Below are 13,956 nucleotides of genomic sequence, written 5' to 3' on the forward strand. Positions count from 1 at the left end.
GCTCCCCCTCAGTCCGTCGGGATCGCGGCTGTGGCGCCCTCGCGCAGCACCGTGCCCTCGATCAGGCCGTAGGGGCGGTCGGCGGCGAAGTACACCTCGTTGTCGTTCTTCAGGCCGAAGGGTTCGAGGTCGACCAGGAAGTGGTGCTTGTTCGGCAGCGACAGGCGCACCTCGTCGATGCCGGGCACCTGCTCGATCACCCGAGAGCCCATGGCGAACAGGGTCTGCTGGAGCGAGAGCGAGTAGGTGCCGGCGAAGGCGGCCAGCAGGTGGCCGCGCACCTCCGCGTAGACCGCGTCCCACTCCGGCGCGCCCTCGCCCTCGACGGGCAGCCCGTCGGCGAACCGCCAGCGCGCGTGGACCTCGGTGGCCAGGATGCGGTCGGTGGTCTCCTTGAGCGTGGTGTAGGGGTCCTTGGCGAAGCCCCAGAACTCCGAGTCGGTGGAGTTGAGCACCACCAGGTCCTTGAGTCCGGCCAGCACCTGCCAGGAGGAGCCGTCGTGGACGACCTCGGCGGTACGGGTCTCGCGACCGCCGCGGACGAAGGAGTGGCCGGTGACGGGGGCGCCGTCCGTGCCCTCGATGCGGTCCCAGGCGTACTCCTCGACGCGGATACGGGCCCGCCCGATGGCGTCCTGGCTGCTGACGAAGTGCCGGGCGAGCCGGGCGGCGAACGCCTCCGGGGCGGTGACGCCGTACTTCTGGGCGAAGGCGTACACGGTGTTCTTGGTGGTGTCGGTGGTCAGCACGTTGGCGTTGGAGCCCGACAGGTGGACCTCGTCCATCGCGCCGGACAGGGCCACGGAGACGTTGAGGTCCCTGATGTGGTGGGTGTCGCCGTCGCGGACGACCCGCACCACCCGGGTCTCCGCCTTGCCGTACTGGTTCTGCCCTAGCAGGGTGGGGCGCGGGGGCCGGGCTGAAGCGGTCATCGGTGCTAGCTCCCTCGGTATACGGAGTAGCCGAACGGGTTGAGCAGCAGCGGCACGTGGTAGTGCTCGCCCGGCGCGACGGCGAAGACGACCGCCACCTCCGGGAAGAACGCGCCGCTGTCCCTTGGACCCTGGGGGTCCGCGCGGGGGGCGTCCTGCTGGGCCTCGGCTTGTTGACGGGCTGTGTCGCTCGTTGGGTTGCTGGGTGGGTTGCTCGGTGATGTACGCGCCGGGTCGGCGAAGTACGGCTCCACGGCGAAGCGCAGCCGTGCGTGGGTGGTGCCCCGCGGCAGCGGCGGCAGGTCCCGGCAGCGGCCGTCGGCGTCGGTGGCCGAGCCGGCGTGCACGGTCCAGGGGTCCTGCGGACCGGGCCGTACCGACAGCTCCACGGCGACGCCGCGGGCCGGGCGGCCGGCACTGGTGTCCAGGATGTGCGTGGACACCGAGGTCGGGGGGTGGGCGGCCGTCATGGCGCTTCGGTCCTCTCGGCGAGCCGGGTGAGCCGGACCCGGTTGATCCTGCCCAGTTCGTCCCGGACGATCTCGCGTTCGGTCGGCGCGTCGTTGCCGATCCGCTCCTTCAGCGCGGCCAGCATCTGCGCGCCGGTGCGGCCGGTGGCACAGATCAGGAAGACATGGCCGTGCGCCTCCTGATACGCGAGGTTGAGCCGCAGCAGCTCCTCGCGCTCGGCGTCGCCCACGCCGCTCTGCTCGCGCGCCGAGACCGCGTCGCCCGGGGTGGGGCGGCCGATCGGCGGGTGCGCGGCCATCGCCTCGTCGAGGTCGGCCGGGTCCAGCGCCGCCATGGCCGCATCGCTCGCCGCGAGCAGCTGCTCGACGCCCTCGTACGGCCGCCCGGCGGCCACCGCGGCGCACCAGGTGCTGCTGGCGCACACCTCGCGCAGGAGCGCGGCGGGGTCGGCGGCCTCATTGAGCCGGGCGAGGCCCGGCGAAGCGCTGGAAGTCACCCTCGCAAGCTACGAGCAGCCCCGAACAACGTCAACAGTTTGTTGAAAACTTCCTGTTACGGCGTCGCCCGCCGCCCTGCCTCAGGTGGCGTCGCGTTCGGCGTTCTCCCTGTTCAGGTAGTTGTAGACGGTGAAGCGGCTGACGCCGAGGGCGGAGGCCACGGTCTCCACGCCGTGCCGCAGGGCGAAGGCGCCGCGCTCCTCCAGGACGCGGACGACGTTCTGCTTCTCCTTGCGGCCGAGGTCGGCCAGCGGGCCGTGCCGGCGTTCCATGTCGGCGAGCAGGTGGTCGAGGGAGTCGGCCAGGTGCGGCAGCCGCACCGCGACCACCGGGCGGCCCTCCCAGCTCAGCACCACGTCGTCGCCGGTCGCCCGTTCCGGGGCCAGCGCCTGTCCCCCGATGGCATCGACCAGGGGCTGCACGGCGGCGGCCAGCGGATGCTGCGGGCTCATCGCTCCTCCCCGGCGTCCAGCACGCTGACCTGCAGCGAGATCCGGGTGGCACCGGCGGCAACGCTGCGCCGCAGCAGCTCGCCGACCGCCTCGACCACCGCCTCCTGGCTGCCCTCCGCGGTGTTCCCGAACGGCCCGACGTCCACGGCCTCCAGCCGTCCGCCCTGCACGACCTCGCGCGCCACCAGCGCGTGCGCGGGCGGCTCCTCCAGGTCGAACGGCTCGGTGGTGAACTCCAGCCTCATCCTCACGGCAAACCCCCACGGCGGTGCGCGCGCCGACGCCCCTCCACCGCGGAGGGCGACATCCCGGCTTCCGAGCCGACCCTAACGTCTCCCCCTCCGATCCCGCCCGCCCGCGGCCTCGCCCGCTCCCCCGCTCCCCGCCTCCGCCGGGCCCGGCGGCAGGAGTCGAGCTGCCCGCAGAGGCCGGAGGCGTGACCACGGCGCTGCGCGAGCCGACCGGCCCGAGGCCGCCGCCGAACGACCGCGGGCACGGCACCCCGGTCGGTGGCCGAGGACGCGGGCCGCGCGGCACACCAGAGGCAGCACGACGCAGGTGCCGGGAGCAGGCCGGCACCCCGGCCGGCTGGGGTCCGGCACTCCGCTCTGCCTGCGGCAACGACGACGCCGGCTCGACGTCCGTCGGCTCGGCCTCCTCGGTTCGGGGCTGTGCGCGGCTTCGCCCTGCGCGGGATGGGGGCAGCGGGCCCGCCTTCCCCTCACGGGCCGGCGGTGCCGGTCGGCGGGGGTGCGAGATGGGTGGTCGCGGCGGTAACCATCGCGGTGATGCCCGTGGACAGGGTCAGGGGGACGTGGGGGTGGAAGCGGGGGGAGTGGTTGGGCGGGAGGGCGGAGAGGCGTTCGGCGGCCGTACTGCCCGCGGCGGCCCACTCACGGGGGCCCACCGAGCCCAGCATCCAGTAGGCGCCGCGGACACCGGGGACGCCGTGGAGGTGCTCGCCTGCCGGGCCGAGCAGGGGGAAGTCCTCGGTGGACAGGGAGGGCTGCCAGCGCGTCACCCGGTCTGGCCCGAAGGCGCGTTCGTGGGCGGCACGGACGGCGGCCGCGGCCGCGGGATCGTTCACTGTGGCCTGCGAACGGGACACCTCGCGGATCTCCGGCTCCCGTTCGGCCCCCGACGCCGCGGCCTCGGCGCGGGCGATGCGGGCCACGGCGGCCAGGGCGCGGTCCAGGGTGGCCGGGGCGAAGGCGCGCAGGGTGACCTCCATGACGGCCGTGTCCGGGATGACGTTGCCCGCGCCGCCCGCGTGCAGGGCGCCGACGGTGAGGACGAGAGGCTCGCCGGGCCCCGTCTCGCGGGAGACGACCGTCTGGAGCCGCAGCACCAGCGCCGCCGCGGTCACCACGGGGTCCACAGCGAGGTGCGGCGCCGAGGCGTGGCCGCCGCGCCCGTGCAGCACGATCTCCACGGTGGCGCTCGCCGCCAGCAGCTGCCCCTCGGCGTGCGCGACCATCCCGGCGGGCAGCGGGGCCGTGTGCTGGGCGAGCACCACGTCGGGGGCGGGGAACCGCTCGTACAGGCCGTCGGCGAGCATCGCGGCCGCGCCGGTCAGCGTCTCCTCGGCGGGCTGGCCCACGACGACGAGGGTGCCGCGCCAGTCGGCGGCGCGCCGGGCCAGCTCCGCGGCGGCGCCCGCCGCGCACGCGAGGTGGGCGTCGTGCCCGCAGGCGTGCATGACACCAGGCACCGCACTCGCGTAGGCCAGACCCGTCTCCTCCGCTACGGGCAGCGCGTCCAGCTCGGCCCGCACCCAGACGGTGGGCCCCGTCCCGTTGCGCAGCACCCCGACGACCCCGTGCCCGCCGACCCCGCCCGCCACCTCGTACCCGGCCCCCCGCAGCCACTCCGCGAACCGCCCGGCCGTCCGCACCTCCTCCCCTGCCACCTCGGGCTCCCGATGCACCGCCAGATAGAACGCGACGACTTCCTTCACGCCGTCACCTCGTTCCCCGCGCAACGGTGTGAGGACCGGTCCGGGCACGGAGGGCGCGGCTGCGCGCGACCGGACGCCGGGCAGCCCGGGGGCGCTGGGGGCCGTCCCATGTGAAGCGCAAGTGGGGCGACAGCACGTCGCGCGGCCACCGTGAAAGCGACATGACAGCAGGCGGCAGCCAATTGTGCCAGTGGACGCGCGTAGAAAGGGTGGCGCGGCCCGCACAGGGCCGGGAACCCCGCCGAGAAGGAGTCATCATGGCTGACATCTCCAAGCTGGACGCCCCGCTCGCCTCCCTCGCCCAGGAGATCCTGGAGCTGGAGTCCGAGACGTTCGAGATCACCGACTACTCCGACGCGAGCGAGGTCATGCTCGGCTCGTCGACCAGCTGCTCCAGCACCAGCACCTGCTCGAGCACCACCAGCACCACCAGCTGCACCGCCTGATCCCGCCTTCGCCAGGCAGGCCCGAGGGGCCCGCGGCCGGCCGGCCGCGGGCCCCTTGCCGCTCACGGGAACGGGTGCGGCACGCGCCGCACCTCGGCCGGGTCCAGGTCCCGCCCGCGCAGCCCGCCGCGACGCTGCGCGGTCAGCAGCCGCGGCATCGTCAGGGCCCGCTGCCGCGCCCACCCGAAGTCGATCGGCAGCAGCCCGGGCACAATCGTGCAGACCGTGTGCAGGCCGAACCGCCGCTGCTCCGGGGTGGTCTGGTCGACCACGATCACGTCGTGCCCGGCCGCGGCCAGCTCCCCGGTAAGCCAGGCGACGTCCGCGCGCAGGTCGAGGCCGCGCGGCCGCCGCGCCTCCCAGTCCGCGTAGGTCTGCGCGAACGTCCGTGTGGCGGGCGGCTCCAGGTAGCTGCCGAGGTGCTCGCGCATCCGCGGCAGCCCGAACAGCGCGGCGTGGTCGGGCAGTCGGCGCACCAGCGCGAAGTCCTCGGCCATGGCGGCGAGTTCGCCGGGGCGCTCGGCGACCTGGCGAGGCAGGTGCGGCAGGTAGGTGAGGATCTCGGAGACCGCGGACTCCACCGCTGTCAGCGGGTCCAGGGCGGCGCCGGCGGCGAAGGCGAAGGTGCCGGGGCCGCCGTCGCGCCGCACCGCGAGGCCGGTGGCGACCGGCACCGGCAGGTCCACCCGGTTGTCGAAGACGTGGACGTCGTAGCCGCACAGGGCGGCCCGGTCGGCCATGGCGCGCAGTTCGGGGCTGCGGCAGGACGCCAGGTCGATCGCGGGCAGGGGCGCGTTGCCGTACCAGCCGAGCAGGAAGGCGTCGCGCTCGACGAGTTCGAGCAGGCCGAAGAGGATCGCCTCCTCCGGGCAGCTGCCGATCGCGCAGCCGTTGGAGCACTCGAAGACGAAGTCGTCGGCCGGGGTGCCCGCGCTGTAGTAGGCGAGGCGGGCGGGGACGAGGACGGGGCGGTCGTCGCGCAGCGAGTGCCCGCGGACCCAGGGGATGGGGCGAGCGGGGTCGAACGGGGTGACCATCGGGTCGTCGCGGTAGGTCTGCTCGGCGTACAGGCCGCAGGCGCGCGGGTCCAGGGCCGCTTCGCCGCGCGCGGTCAGCTCCTCGTAGGACGCGGTGCGCAGATCGCCGCGGTGCCGGCGGTGGGTGCCGGCGTAGCGCTCCAGCCCTTCGAGGAAGGCCAAATCGCGGCTGGCGGCATAGGAGTTGGCCTGACCGCTCCAGGTGACGTCGGTCAGCCCGGCGTAGCCGCGCATGAAGACGGTGCCGGCCACCGGCGCGGTGGTGGGCGAGGTGACGTCGAGCCAGGTGCCGGCGCCGAGGACACCGCAGACGGGGTTGGCGAGGGCGTCGGTGGGCAGGCCGTAGCCGTCGGGGCGGCGCAGCCGGTAGCGGTCGGGGGCGGGCCGGGGCCGCTCGGTGAGCGCGAACCGCGGTGCCTCGGACGCGGGTTCGTCGTGGTGCGGGCACATTGGCTCGGGCAGCAGCGGGAAGGTGCGGGTGCGGCCGGTCTCCAGGTCGTAGCGGGTCACCCGGGCGAGCCGGTCGGGCCGTTGGGGGTGGGCCCGGCCGAACGCCCAGCTGTGGAGGGCGAGTACGGCGTCCACGACGTGGTCGGGCAGCACCGGCCAGACGCCCACGGGGGTGACGGTCTCCCCCGTCTCCAGCGCCTCGCGTTCGGTGCGGGTGCGCAGCCGCTGCCAGCGGATCGCCAGGCACCTGCCGCAGGGCAGCGGGTCGGCGCCGCCCCAGGGCCCGACGAGGACCGCGTCGGGCGCGAGGTGGACCGCGGCTCCCGCACGGCGGGGCGTGGGAGCGGCGCCGAGCAGGTCGCGGGCGCCGAGGACGGCGACCGCGGGGGCGGGCAGAGCGGCGGCGGCAGCCCGGGCGGAAAGGCGGCGCTCCAGGTCGAGGCCGGCGGCCTCGATCCCGGTGGGCGGCGTCTCCGCCGGGCCGGCGGCGGGGCGGGAGGCGATCTGCAGGGTCATGTCCGGTTGCTCCAGCGGAAGACGCGGGCCGCGATCAGCCCGAACAGGGCGGTGAAGCCGATCAGTCCCGCGGCGTCCAGGGCGAGCGGGCCGAGACCGGAGCGGCCGGCGAGCACGTTGGTCAGGCCGTGGTCGAGGAAGCGCAGCGGCAGCACCCAGGAGGCGGCCCTGATCCAGCCGGGCAGCAGGTCGGCGGGGTAGAACGCGCCGGACAGGAACGCCATCGGCACCATCACGAAGTTGGCGATGGCGGCCACCGCCTCCGGGGTGTCGGCGAGGCTGCCCACGACCAGGCCGAGCGCCATGAAGGCCACCACGCCGAGGACGAGCAGCGGCAGCGACAGCGGCCAGTCCGCGGGCAGGTGCAGGCCGAAGACGGGCAGCACGGCGACCGCCGTGAAGAGCACCGCCTGGCAGAGCCCGACGCCGACCGCGACGGCCAGGCGCGAGACGAGCACGGTGGGCAGCGGGGTGGGGGTGCGCCACACCAGCCGCAGGATGTCGTCGCGCCGCCAGTGCATGAGCGCGAACGCCGGGCCGAACAGCGCCGCGTTGCCCACGCCCCACGAAAGGACGCCGGGTGCCACGTAGTTGATGTACGGCAGGCCGCCGTTGACCTTCTGGCCGCGGAAGAGCAGGCCGAATACGAGCAGGAAGACCAGCGGGAAGGCGAAGGTGAAGAAGACCGTGGTGCGGTCGCGCACGGAGGCGAGGAAGGCGGCCCGGGTCAGGGCCGCGTAGGCGGAGGGCCGCTTGGCGGGAGTGCTCTCCGGCTGTCCGGCGCCGGGCTGCCGGGGTCCCTTCGCGGCCGCGGGCGGCGAGGAGGGGGTGGGCGAGCTGGGCAGGGTGGTCATCAGCCGTGCTCCGATCCGGCCGCGGTCAGCCGCAGGTAGGCGTCCTCGAGGGTGGCGGTCCTGGTCTGGATCGCGTCCAGGTCGACGAGCGAACTCAGGGCGATGAGCACCCGGTTGGCCGCGCGGGTCTCGATCACCACCTCGCCGCCCTCGACCAGCACCCGCTCGACGCCCTCGATGCCGCGCGCCCGGTCGGGGGTGATGCGGTCGGCGGGCACGAGCAGTCGGGCGGGGGCGGCCATCGAGCGGATGAGGGCGCCGGGGGTGTCCAGGGCGGCGAGGCGGCCGCCGGCGATGATCGCCACCCGGTCGCACAGCGCCTCGGCCTCGTCCAGGTAGTGCGTGGTGTAGACGATCGTGCGGCCCTGGCCGCGCAGTTCGCGCAGCAGGCCCCACAGCGAGCGGCGGGCTTCGGGGTCGAGCGCGGCGGTGGGCTCGTCGAGGAAGATCAGCTCGGGGTCGTGGACGAGGGCGGTGGCCAGGGCGAGCCGCTGCCGCTGGCCGCCGGACAGGTCGTCCACCCGGCTGCGGGCCTTGTCCGTCAGGCCCACGGCCTCGATGGCCCGGGAGGCCGCCGAGCGGTCGAGACCCTGGAGCGCGGCCACGGTCTCCAGGTGCTCGGCGGCGGTCAGGCGGGTGAAGAACGCGGAGGTCTGGGTCTGGACGCCGATGCGGCGCAGCAGCGTGAGGTTGCGCGGCCAGGGGTTCTCGCCGAGGACGCGCACGCTGCCCTCGTCGGCCTGCCGCATGCCCTCGACGATCTCCACCAGGGTGGTCTTGCCGGCGCCGTTGGGCCCGAGGACGCCGAAGAACTCGCCGCGGCCGACCTCGAAGGACACGCCGTCGAGCGCCCGCACCTCCCCGTAGCGCTTGCGGACCCCCTCCACGACGACGGCCGTCTCCTGCGGCCGGGGCGCGGCCTGTTCCATGAGCGCCTCCGGCGCGGTCTCGTGGGGCGGTGCGGCGGGCGGGCCCGCGGCCGGCCCGGCGGGCGGTACGGGGACGGCGGCGGCCCCGGCGGTGCGCGCGGTGGCGGCCGTGGCCTGCGGTCCGGCTGCCGCCGGGGTGCGGGTGGCGCGGCGGGCGGCGGCGCGCAAGCCGAGGGTGCGCAGCGGCAGGGCGGCGGCGAGCACCGCGAGCGGCAGGCAGGGGCTCCAGCCGGCGGCGCCGTCGGGGAGGGCGGCGCGGCTGAGCAGGCACAGGCCCGCGAGGGCGACCGCGGCGAGCAGCGCGCACAGCAGGGCGTAGGCGGCAAGGACGCGGCGCAGTCGGCGCGGGTAGGCGGCCGCCTTCCGCGCGGCCTCGGGCCGGCGGGCCGCGGCGGCCAGGGCGAGGCGGGCGAAGACCCGGCTCTCGGTGGCGAGCCGGAGCGTTCCCAGCGCGTAGCCGAGGGCTTTGTAGCCGTCGAGCGGGGGCAGCGGCAGCAGGTTGGCCAGGCCGGTGGCGGTGCCCAGCAGGAGCAGGCCGCCGAAGAAGGGGACGGCCTGGGCGCCGCCGGGCAGCAGCGCCCACACGAGCCAGAAGGGCAGCAGGAAGGCGAGGTTGGCGACCACGCCGGCCAGGGCGACGGCGACCTGGGGGCCGCGCCGGCCGAGGAACTGCACGTCCTCGACCTCGCAGAACAGGTAGGTCATGAAGCCGGCGTAGCGGCGCAGGGCGATCTCGGCGACGTGCAGGCCGTAGGCGCGGGCGACCACGCCATGGGCCAGCTCGTGCAACGCGAGGCTCAGCCACAGCACGCAGCCGACCGCGACAAGGGCCACCGGCTGCTCGAACAACCTGCCGGTGGCGTTGGCGAGTTCACCGAAGTCCAGCGCCTCGCCGACGAGCAGGGCGGCGCACAGGGCGAGCAGGGGGGCGAGGACGGCGGGGCGGCGGGCGAAGGCGGTGGCGTCGTGCAGCCGGTCCATGAGCGCGGGCGCGTCGGCGACCATCCGGGTGCGGCCCGACAGCCACGAGCCCCTGCCGGTACGCCCGTTGCCGCCCGCGCCGCGCTCCGCCGCCGACTGCCGCCGGTCGCCCGCCTGTTGCCGCGCGGGCCCCACCGGGGACGAGGGCGCCCGGCCCGGGACGGCGAGCAACTGCCGCCCGCCGAGGAGCCGCAGGAGTTGCTGCCACTGCGCGGGGCCCAGGCGCGTGCCGAAGGCGGCCGCGTACTCGGCGCCGATCTCGGCGAGGGTGCGGGTGCCGTCGAGGCGGACGACGACGAAGTGCTCCTTGACGCCGATCTCCATCCGCGCCCCGGAGACCGGGTCCTTGACCAGGTGGACGGTCGCGGGCCCGCGCGTCAGGGCCGGGCCGACAAGGACGTCCGGGCGCACCGCGGGCCGCATCCGGAGCATGTCGGCGGTCGTCACGGTGCCGCCGGGGGCTGCTCGGGCCGCACGTCGGCGGCCTCAACCGCTTCGACGGCGGCTTCGTCGGTGACTTCGGCGGCTTCCGGCGGGCGGCGCAGCGCGCGGCCGAGCACATAGGACAGGTACGCCTCGTCGCGGACGCTCACCGACAGCCGGTTGTTCGTCATGTGCATATAGGGCGAGGCGAGCATCGGCAGCGCCTGGCCGGGGTCGGTGACGTGCAGGTCGCGGCTGCCGTCCCAGGAGCGGAAGACCAGGTCGCCGGAGGCCGCGAGCGCGCTCACCCGCTCCCGCAGCTCCAGGCAGTGCTCGGCCCAGCCGCGCAGGAAGCCGGGCAGCCGCTCGGGCTCGGGCACCGCGAGGACCTGCCGGATGTCCTGGAACCGACGGGCCAGGGCGGAGTCCATGGTGCGGTAGGCGCGGTCGTAGCCGTCCCGCGCGGTGTAGTTGGTGCCGGAGAAGGCGGAGTTCCAGAACTCGTGGTAGCGGTCGAGGAACTCCAGCAGTACCGCCTCCTCGGGCAGCAGGCAGCCGGCCATCGTCATCATCAGCTGGGCGGCCACGCCGAGCAGGACGGTGCGCAGGTGCAGGTTCATCGAGGCGGCCGCGTCGATCACCAGGTCGCTGGAGCGCTGGAAGTGCCACTCGGCGAGCTCGACGCCCGCCGGGCCGCCGTACTTGCCGTACTCCGGCTCGTAGGGCTCGGGGCTGAAGGAGTTGTTGGGGCGCAGCCGCATCCGGCCGGCCGCGTCGGTGTAGCGGTCGCGCTCGCCGCCGGGGTACTCCAGCTCGAATAGGGTGTTGTAGAGGTCGGCGAGGAAGCCGTCCTTGACCTCGTACAGGGCCGGGCGGCGGCGCAGGAAGTCCTCGATGGCGGCGGTGGCGCGGGCGGCGACCTGCTCGGCGGCCCGCGCGGAGGAGGGGCGCAGCCGCAGCCGGATGTGCGGGCCCTCCAGCCAGTAGTTGATGAAGAACCAGCCCGACAGCAGCCCGTCGGCGGTGAGTTGGGCGACGAGCGGGCGGACGCACTGGAGCAGGAAGGGGCGGGTGCTGGCGGCGTAGAAGACGTGGTATGCCTGCCAGTCGCCGCGCCCGTCGGCGGGCGGCGCGCCGGTGCCGCCGGCGGTGTCCTGCGTGGTGGTGGTCATGCGGTCGGGTCCTGCCTTTCGGGCCGGCCGGGGCCCGCGGGCGGGGCCGCCGCGGGGCGGGGGACGATCTCCAGGGCGAGTTCGGCGACGTGCCGGCCGCGCGGCGAGGAGGCGTGCAGCTCGTCCGCCTCGGGGAGCATCTCCTCGAAGACGGTGCGGGCCGGGCCGCCGGCGAGCAGCCCTTCGAGGGCGGCCAGCGACAGGGGGCTGTCGAAGTCGACGTAGGCGGGCTTGGCGCCGCCGCCGAAGGCCGCGCCGGGTCCGGTGCCCTCCTCGGCCCGCACGGTGGCGAACACCCGGGCGGGCAGGCCGTGCGTGCGGCGCCAGCGCTGCCAGGCGAGGTAGCCGGCCGCCTCGCCGGTTCCGGGGGCGCGCACCGGCAGGGCGCCGGGGGCGGCGGTCCAGCGGCGCCGGTGCAGCACCAGGCTGCGGTAGCGCACCCGCGGCCGGGCGGTGACCCCGTCGCGCTCGGGGCCCTCGGGCACCCCGCGCCACACGTCGGGCCGGGCCCGGGAGGTGGGTGAGAACAGCAGCAGGGTGCGCGGCACTTCGGGCAGCACCATGGGGACGAGGTAGCCGAGGTAGAGGGGGACGACCTCGCGGCCGAGCCGTCGCGAGCGCAGCACCAGCCGGTCGGTGGCCTCGTCGTGCTCGGCGTAGAGGTCGTCCAGGTCGATGCGGGCCCCGTCGGGCGCCGTGCTGGTCTCGCCGGGGCAGACGATCTCGTGGTCGGTGAGCCGGCCGTGCAGGTTGAGGTTGGTGGTCGCGGCGCCCGCGGTGACCTCGGCGAAGACCGCGCCGGGCGGCTGCCGGGCGCGCAGCCACGGGCGCAGTTCGGCGGTGAGCGGCTCGTGACCCGCCGCCTCGGCGTCCGCGTCGAAGCAGTGGGTGAAGCGGGTGAAGGGGAAGCACAGGCCGCCGTAGGAGTTGTTGAGCACCACCAGCGGGTCGGCGGGCCGGTCGGCGAGCTGGACGAAGTGGCTGTGCGGGGCGAACGGCTCGCCGAGCGGGGCGAGTTCGGCCCGGACGGCGGCCACGTCCTGCTCCGTGACGTGGAACTCGGCGGCGCCCTCGGGGTGCGCGGCCCACCGCTCGCGCATCCGCCGGGTGAACTCCGCGCGGGCCCGGTCCAGCGCGGTGACCTCCGGCATGCCCAGCCAGTTCTCCTCCGGGGCGGGCGAACCGTCCTCGGCCCAGGGCGACTTGAGCGAGGTGAACTGCAGGTACTGGGTGAAGATGTCCTCGTGGAAGTCGTGCACGAGCCGCAGCAGGTCCTCGCAGCGGCCGCCGCGGCCGTAGCGGGCGAGGAAGAAGCCCTTGAGCACCAGGCGTTGCGGCAGCGCCACGTCGAAGGCGGGCAGCATGCCGGTGAGGGCCTGCAGCGGCTCGGCGGCCAGCTCCTGCCAGCGGGCCGCGTCGGTGGTGACCGGCGGCTCGCTGACGTCCTCGTAGAGCAGCGTCTGCGGCAGTGACGGCTCGGCGGCGCCCAACGCGCGCTGGATGTCGAGCAGTTCGCGGCGCAGCGCGGCCAGCAGGGCGCGCCGCCCGGTGGGTTGCGCGGCGGCGTAGCGGTCGATGTGGCCGGCCACGGTGTCCAGCCGGGCCGCGGTGGCGTCGGCCCAGTCGCGGCGCAGCGCGCGCAGGGCGGCCTGGAAGTCGCGTACGGGGTCGGCGGAGTGGACGTCGGTGTCCAGGCCGGTGGTCTGCAGGATGCCCAGCTCCAGCAGGGTCGCGGGGTAGCGGGCGGCCTCCTCGGGCGGGGCGCCGGTCTCGGCGGCCAGCCACGCCTCCAGGTCGGCGTGCCGCAGGGCGGCGCCGTCGGCGAAGAGCGCGAGCAGGCGGTCCAGCGTGCCGCGGCGGCGCAGGAAGAAGAGCCGGTCGTGGGCGGCGTCGAAGCTGACGGCGGCGCTGTCGTCGCCCGCGGTCACCGAGCGGCGGACGAACCGCACGCGGTCCTCGTCCAGTTCCCAGCCTGCCGAGATCGTCACCGGCAGGTCGGCGCGGCGGCGCGGGTCGGCGGCGGCCAGTTCGGCGATCCGGGCGAGCACCACCACGTTGAGCCGGGCGTGGCCGCGCCAGCCGCCGCGGGTGCGCACCTCGCCCGCGCCGGGCCGGAACTCCCCCGCGGCCACCGCGGTGAAGGTGCTGAACGGGCTGGTCTTGCAGGCCGTGCGGTACAGGTACGCCAGCAGCGAGCGCTCCTTCTTGCGGGCCCGCTTGTCCGGGGCGGCCGAGGTGCCGGCGGCGAAGTCGTCCAGCCGCGACTCCAGAGTGGGCGAGGCGAGCACCAGGCCGCGGCGCAGCCGGTCCTCGGCGGCCAGGGCCCGCAACTCGGCGCGGGCCCCGGCCAGTCCGGCGGCCAGCAGCGGGCCGCCCTCGGCCAGCAGCGCCGCCGCCTGCTCGCACCCGCGCAGCCACGCGGTGAGCGCCTCGGCGTCGGCCGGGGCCAGTCGCGCGGCGACGGCGTGCACGGCCGCGGTGTCCTTGGGCAGCCGGCCGTTGAAGACCTCGCGCCGCAGGGCCAGCACCGCGCGCCGCTCGCGGGCGTCCTCGACGGCGGTGACCAGCGCGGTCAGCGGCGCCTCCAGCTCGGCAGCGTGCCGGGCCGCCGCGTCCTGCGCGGCCAGCACCCGCTCGGCCCAGGCGGCCGCGGCCGGGTCGCGCAGCCCCTCGACCGCCGCGAAGGGCAGCCCGGCCAGCCGCAGCACGAACCGGCGGTTCAACTCCCAGGTGGCGGCGGGCGCGTGGCCGCCCTTCCGCGCCGTCTCAGCCGCGCCGACACTCATGTGCCCTGCTCCCCCTCGTCGTTCCGGTTCCGTGCTCCGCAGCGCCGTCATGA

Annotated in this window: 12 protein-coding genes; 1 reads left to right on the forward strand and 11 read right to left on the reverse strand. The window is 75.6% G+C overall.

Annotated elements, in window-relative coordinates; translation table 11 throughout:
* Window positions 1–8: 8 nt before the first annotated feature.
* The 6 genes from pucL to BLR33_RS22465 form a co-directional block, all read right to left on the reverse strand.
* Entirely contained in the window at window positions 9–932 is a 924-nt protein-coding gene (pucL, locus tag BLR33_RS22440; RefSeq protein WP_093786365.1) for a factor-independent urate hydroxylase, read from the reverse strand.
* 5 nt (window positions 933–937) lie between these two features.
* A complete protein-coding gene (locus BLR33_RS22445) occupies window positions 938–1,402 on the reverse strand; it encodes a hydroxyisourate hydrolase (RefSeq protein ID WP_093786366.1) in 465 nt (154 codons plus the stop codon).
* Entirely contained in the window at window positions 1,399–1,899 is a 501-nt protein-coding gene (uraD, locus tag BLR33_RS22450) for a 2-oxo-4-hydroxy-4-carboxy-5-ureidoimidazoline decarboxylase (protein WP_093786367.1), read from the reverse strand. Before uraD ends, BLR33_RS22445 begins: the two co-directional genes overlap by 4 nt.
* Window positions 1,900–1,980: 81 nt before the next feature.
* On the reverse strand, window positions 1,981–2,352 hold the full coding sequence (locus BLR33_RS22455) for a helix-turn-helix domain-containing protein (RefSeq protein WP_093786368.1): 372 nt from the start codon (window positions 2,350–2,352) through the stop codon (window positions 1,981–1,983).
* Window positions 2,349–2,603, reverse strand: a complete 255-nt coding sequence (locus BLR33_RS22460; protein ID WP_093786369.1) for a hypothetical protein — start codon at window positions 2,601–2,603, stop codon at window positions 2,349–2,351. The genes BLR33_RS22455 and BLR33_RS22460 overlap by 4 nt, the downstream gene beginning before the upstream one ends.
* A 470-nt stretch (window positions 2,604–3,073) precedes the next feature.
* Window positions 3,074–4,309 (reverse strand): amidohydrolase, encoded by a 1,236-nt coding sequence (locus BLR33_RS22465; protein WP_245771588.1) that lies wholly within the window; start codon window positions 4,307–4,309, stop codon window positions 3,074–3,076.
* A gap of 257 nt (window positions 4,310–4,566) precedes the next feature.
* On the opposite strand from BLR33_RS22465, the gene BLR33_RS22470 reads away from it, so the two are divergent.
* Window positions 4,567–4,755 carry a thiazolylpeptide-type bacteriocin gene (locus BLR33_RS22470; protein ID WP_037909628.1) on the forward strand — a complete coding sequence of 63 codons (189 nt, stop codon included), beginning with the start codon at window positions 4,567–4,569 and terminating at the stop codon, window positions 4,753–4,755.
* A 62-nt stretch (window positions 4,756–4,817) separates the two neighbouring features.
* Here BLR33_RS22470 and BLR33_RS22475 read toward each other — a convergent pair whose 3' ends face one another.
* From BLR33_RS22475 to BLR33_RS22495, 5 genes are all read right to left on the reverse strand, one after another.
* On the reverse strand, window positions 4,818–6,758 hold the full coding sequence (locus BLR33_RS22475) for a TOMM precursor leader peptide-binding protein (RefSeq protein ID WP_093786371.1): 1,941 nt from the start codon (window positions 6,756–6,758) through the stop codon (window positions 4,818–4,820).
* Window positions 6,755–7,612: an ABC transporter permease gene (locus BLR33_RS22480; RefSeq protein WP_093786372.1), complete on the reverse strand. Its 858-nt coding sequence runs from the start codon at window positions 7,610–7,612 to the stop codon at window positions 6,755–6,757. Before BLR33_RS22480 ends, BLR33_RS22475 begins: the two co-directional genes overlap by 4 nt.
* Window positions 7,612–8,541, reverse strand: coding sequence for an ABC transporter ATP-binding protein (locus BLR33_RS22485; RefSeq protein ID WP_093786515.1), 930 nt, complete (start codon window positions 8,539–8,541; stop codon window positions 7,612–7,614). The genes BLR33_RS22480 and BLR33_RS22485 overlap by 1 nt, the downstream gene beginning before the upstream one ends.
* Window positions 8,542–9,965: 1,424 nt before the next feature.
* Window positions 9,966–11,117, reverse strand: coding sequence for a lantibiotic dehydratase C-terminal domain-containing protein (locus BLR33_RS22490; protein WP_093786373.1), 1,152 nt, complete (start codon window positions 11,115–11,117; stop codon window positions 9,966–9,968).
* On the reverse strand, window positions 11,114–13,903 hold the full coding sequence (locus tag BLR33_RS22495; protein WP_093786374.1) for a lantibiotic dehydratase: 2,790 nt from the start codon (window positions 13,901–13,903) through the stop codon (window positions 11,114–11,116). Before BLR33_RS22495 ends, BLR33_RS22490 begins: the two co-directional genes overlap by 4 nt.
* Window positions 13,904–13,956 lie beyond the last annotated feature (53 nt).

This window comes from Actinacidiphila guanduensis, from assembly GCF_900103985.1.
Taxonomy (GTDB): domain Bacteria; phylum Actinomycetota; class Actinomycetes; order Streptomycetales; family Streptomycetaceae; genus Actinacidiphila; species Actinacidiphila guanduensis.

Bases quoted from the DNA above. Each gene is read 5' to 3' on its own strand.
- pucL (WP_093786365.1), bottom strand. From the start codon at position 932: ATGACCGCTTCAGCCCGGCCCCCGCGCCCCACCCTGCTAGGGCAGAAC.
- BLR33_RS22470 (WP_037909628.1), top strand. From the start codon at position 4,567: ATGGCTGACATCTCCAAGCTGGACGCCCCGCTCGCCTCCCTCGCCCAG.
- BLR33_RS22495 (WP_093786374.1), bottom strand. From the start codon at position 13,903: ATGAGTGTCGGCGCGGCTGAGACGGCGCGGAAGGGCGGCCACGCGCCC.
- BLR33_RS22455 (WP_093786368.1), bottom strand. From the start codon at position 2,352: ATGAGCCCGCAGCATCCGCTGGCCGCCGCCGTGCAGCCCCTGGTCGAT.
- BLR33_RS22445 (WP_093786366.1), bottom strand. From the start codon at position 1,402: ATGACGGCCGCCCACCCCCCGACCTCGGTGTCCACGCACATCCTGGAC.
- BLR33_RS22485 (WP_093786515.1), bottom strand. From the start codon at position 8,541: ATGGAACAGGCCGCGCCCCGGCCGCAGGAGACGGCCGTCGTCGTGGAG.
- BLR33_RS22490 (WP_093786373.1), bottom strand. From the start codon at position 11,117: ATGACCACCACCACGCAGGACACCGCCGGCGGCACCGGCGCGCCGCCC.
- BLR33_RS22480 (WP_093786372.1), bottom strand. From the start codon at position 7,612: ATGACCACCCTGCCCAGCTCGCCCACCCCCTCCTCGCCGCCCGCGGCC.
- BLR33_RS22475 (WP_093786371.1), bottom strand. From the start codon at position 6,758: ATGACCCTGCAGATCGCCTCCCGCCCCGCCGCCGGCCCGGCGGAGACG.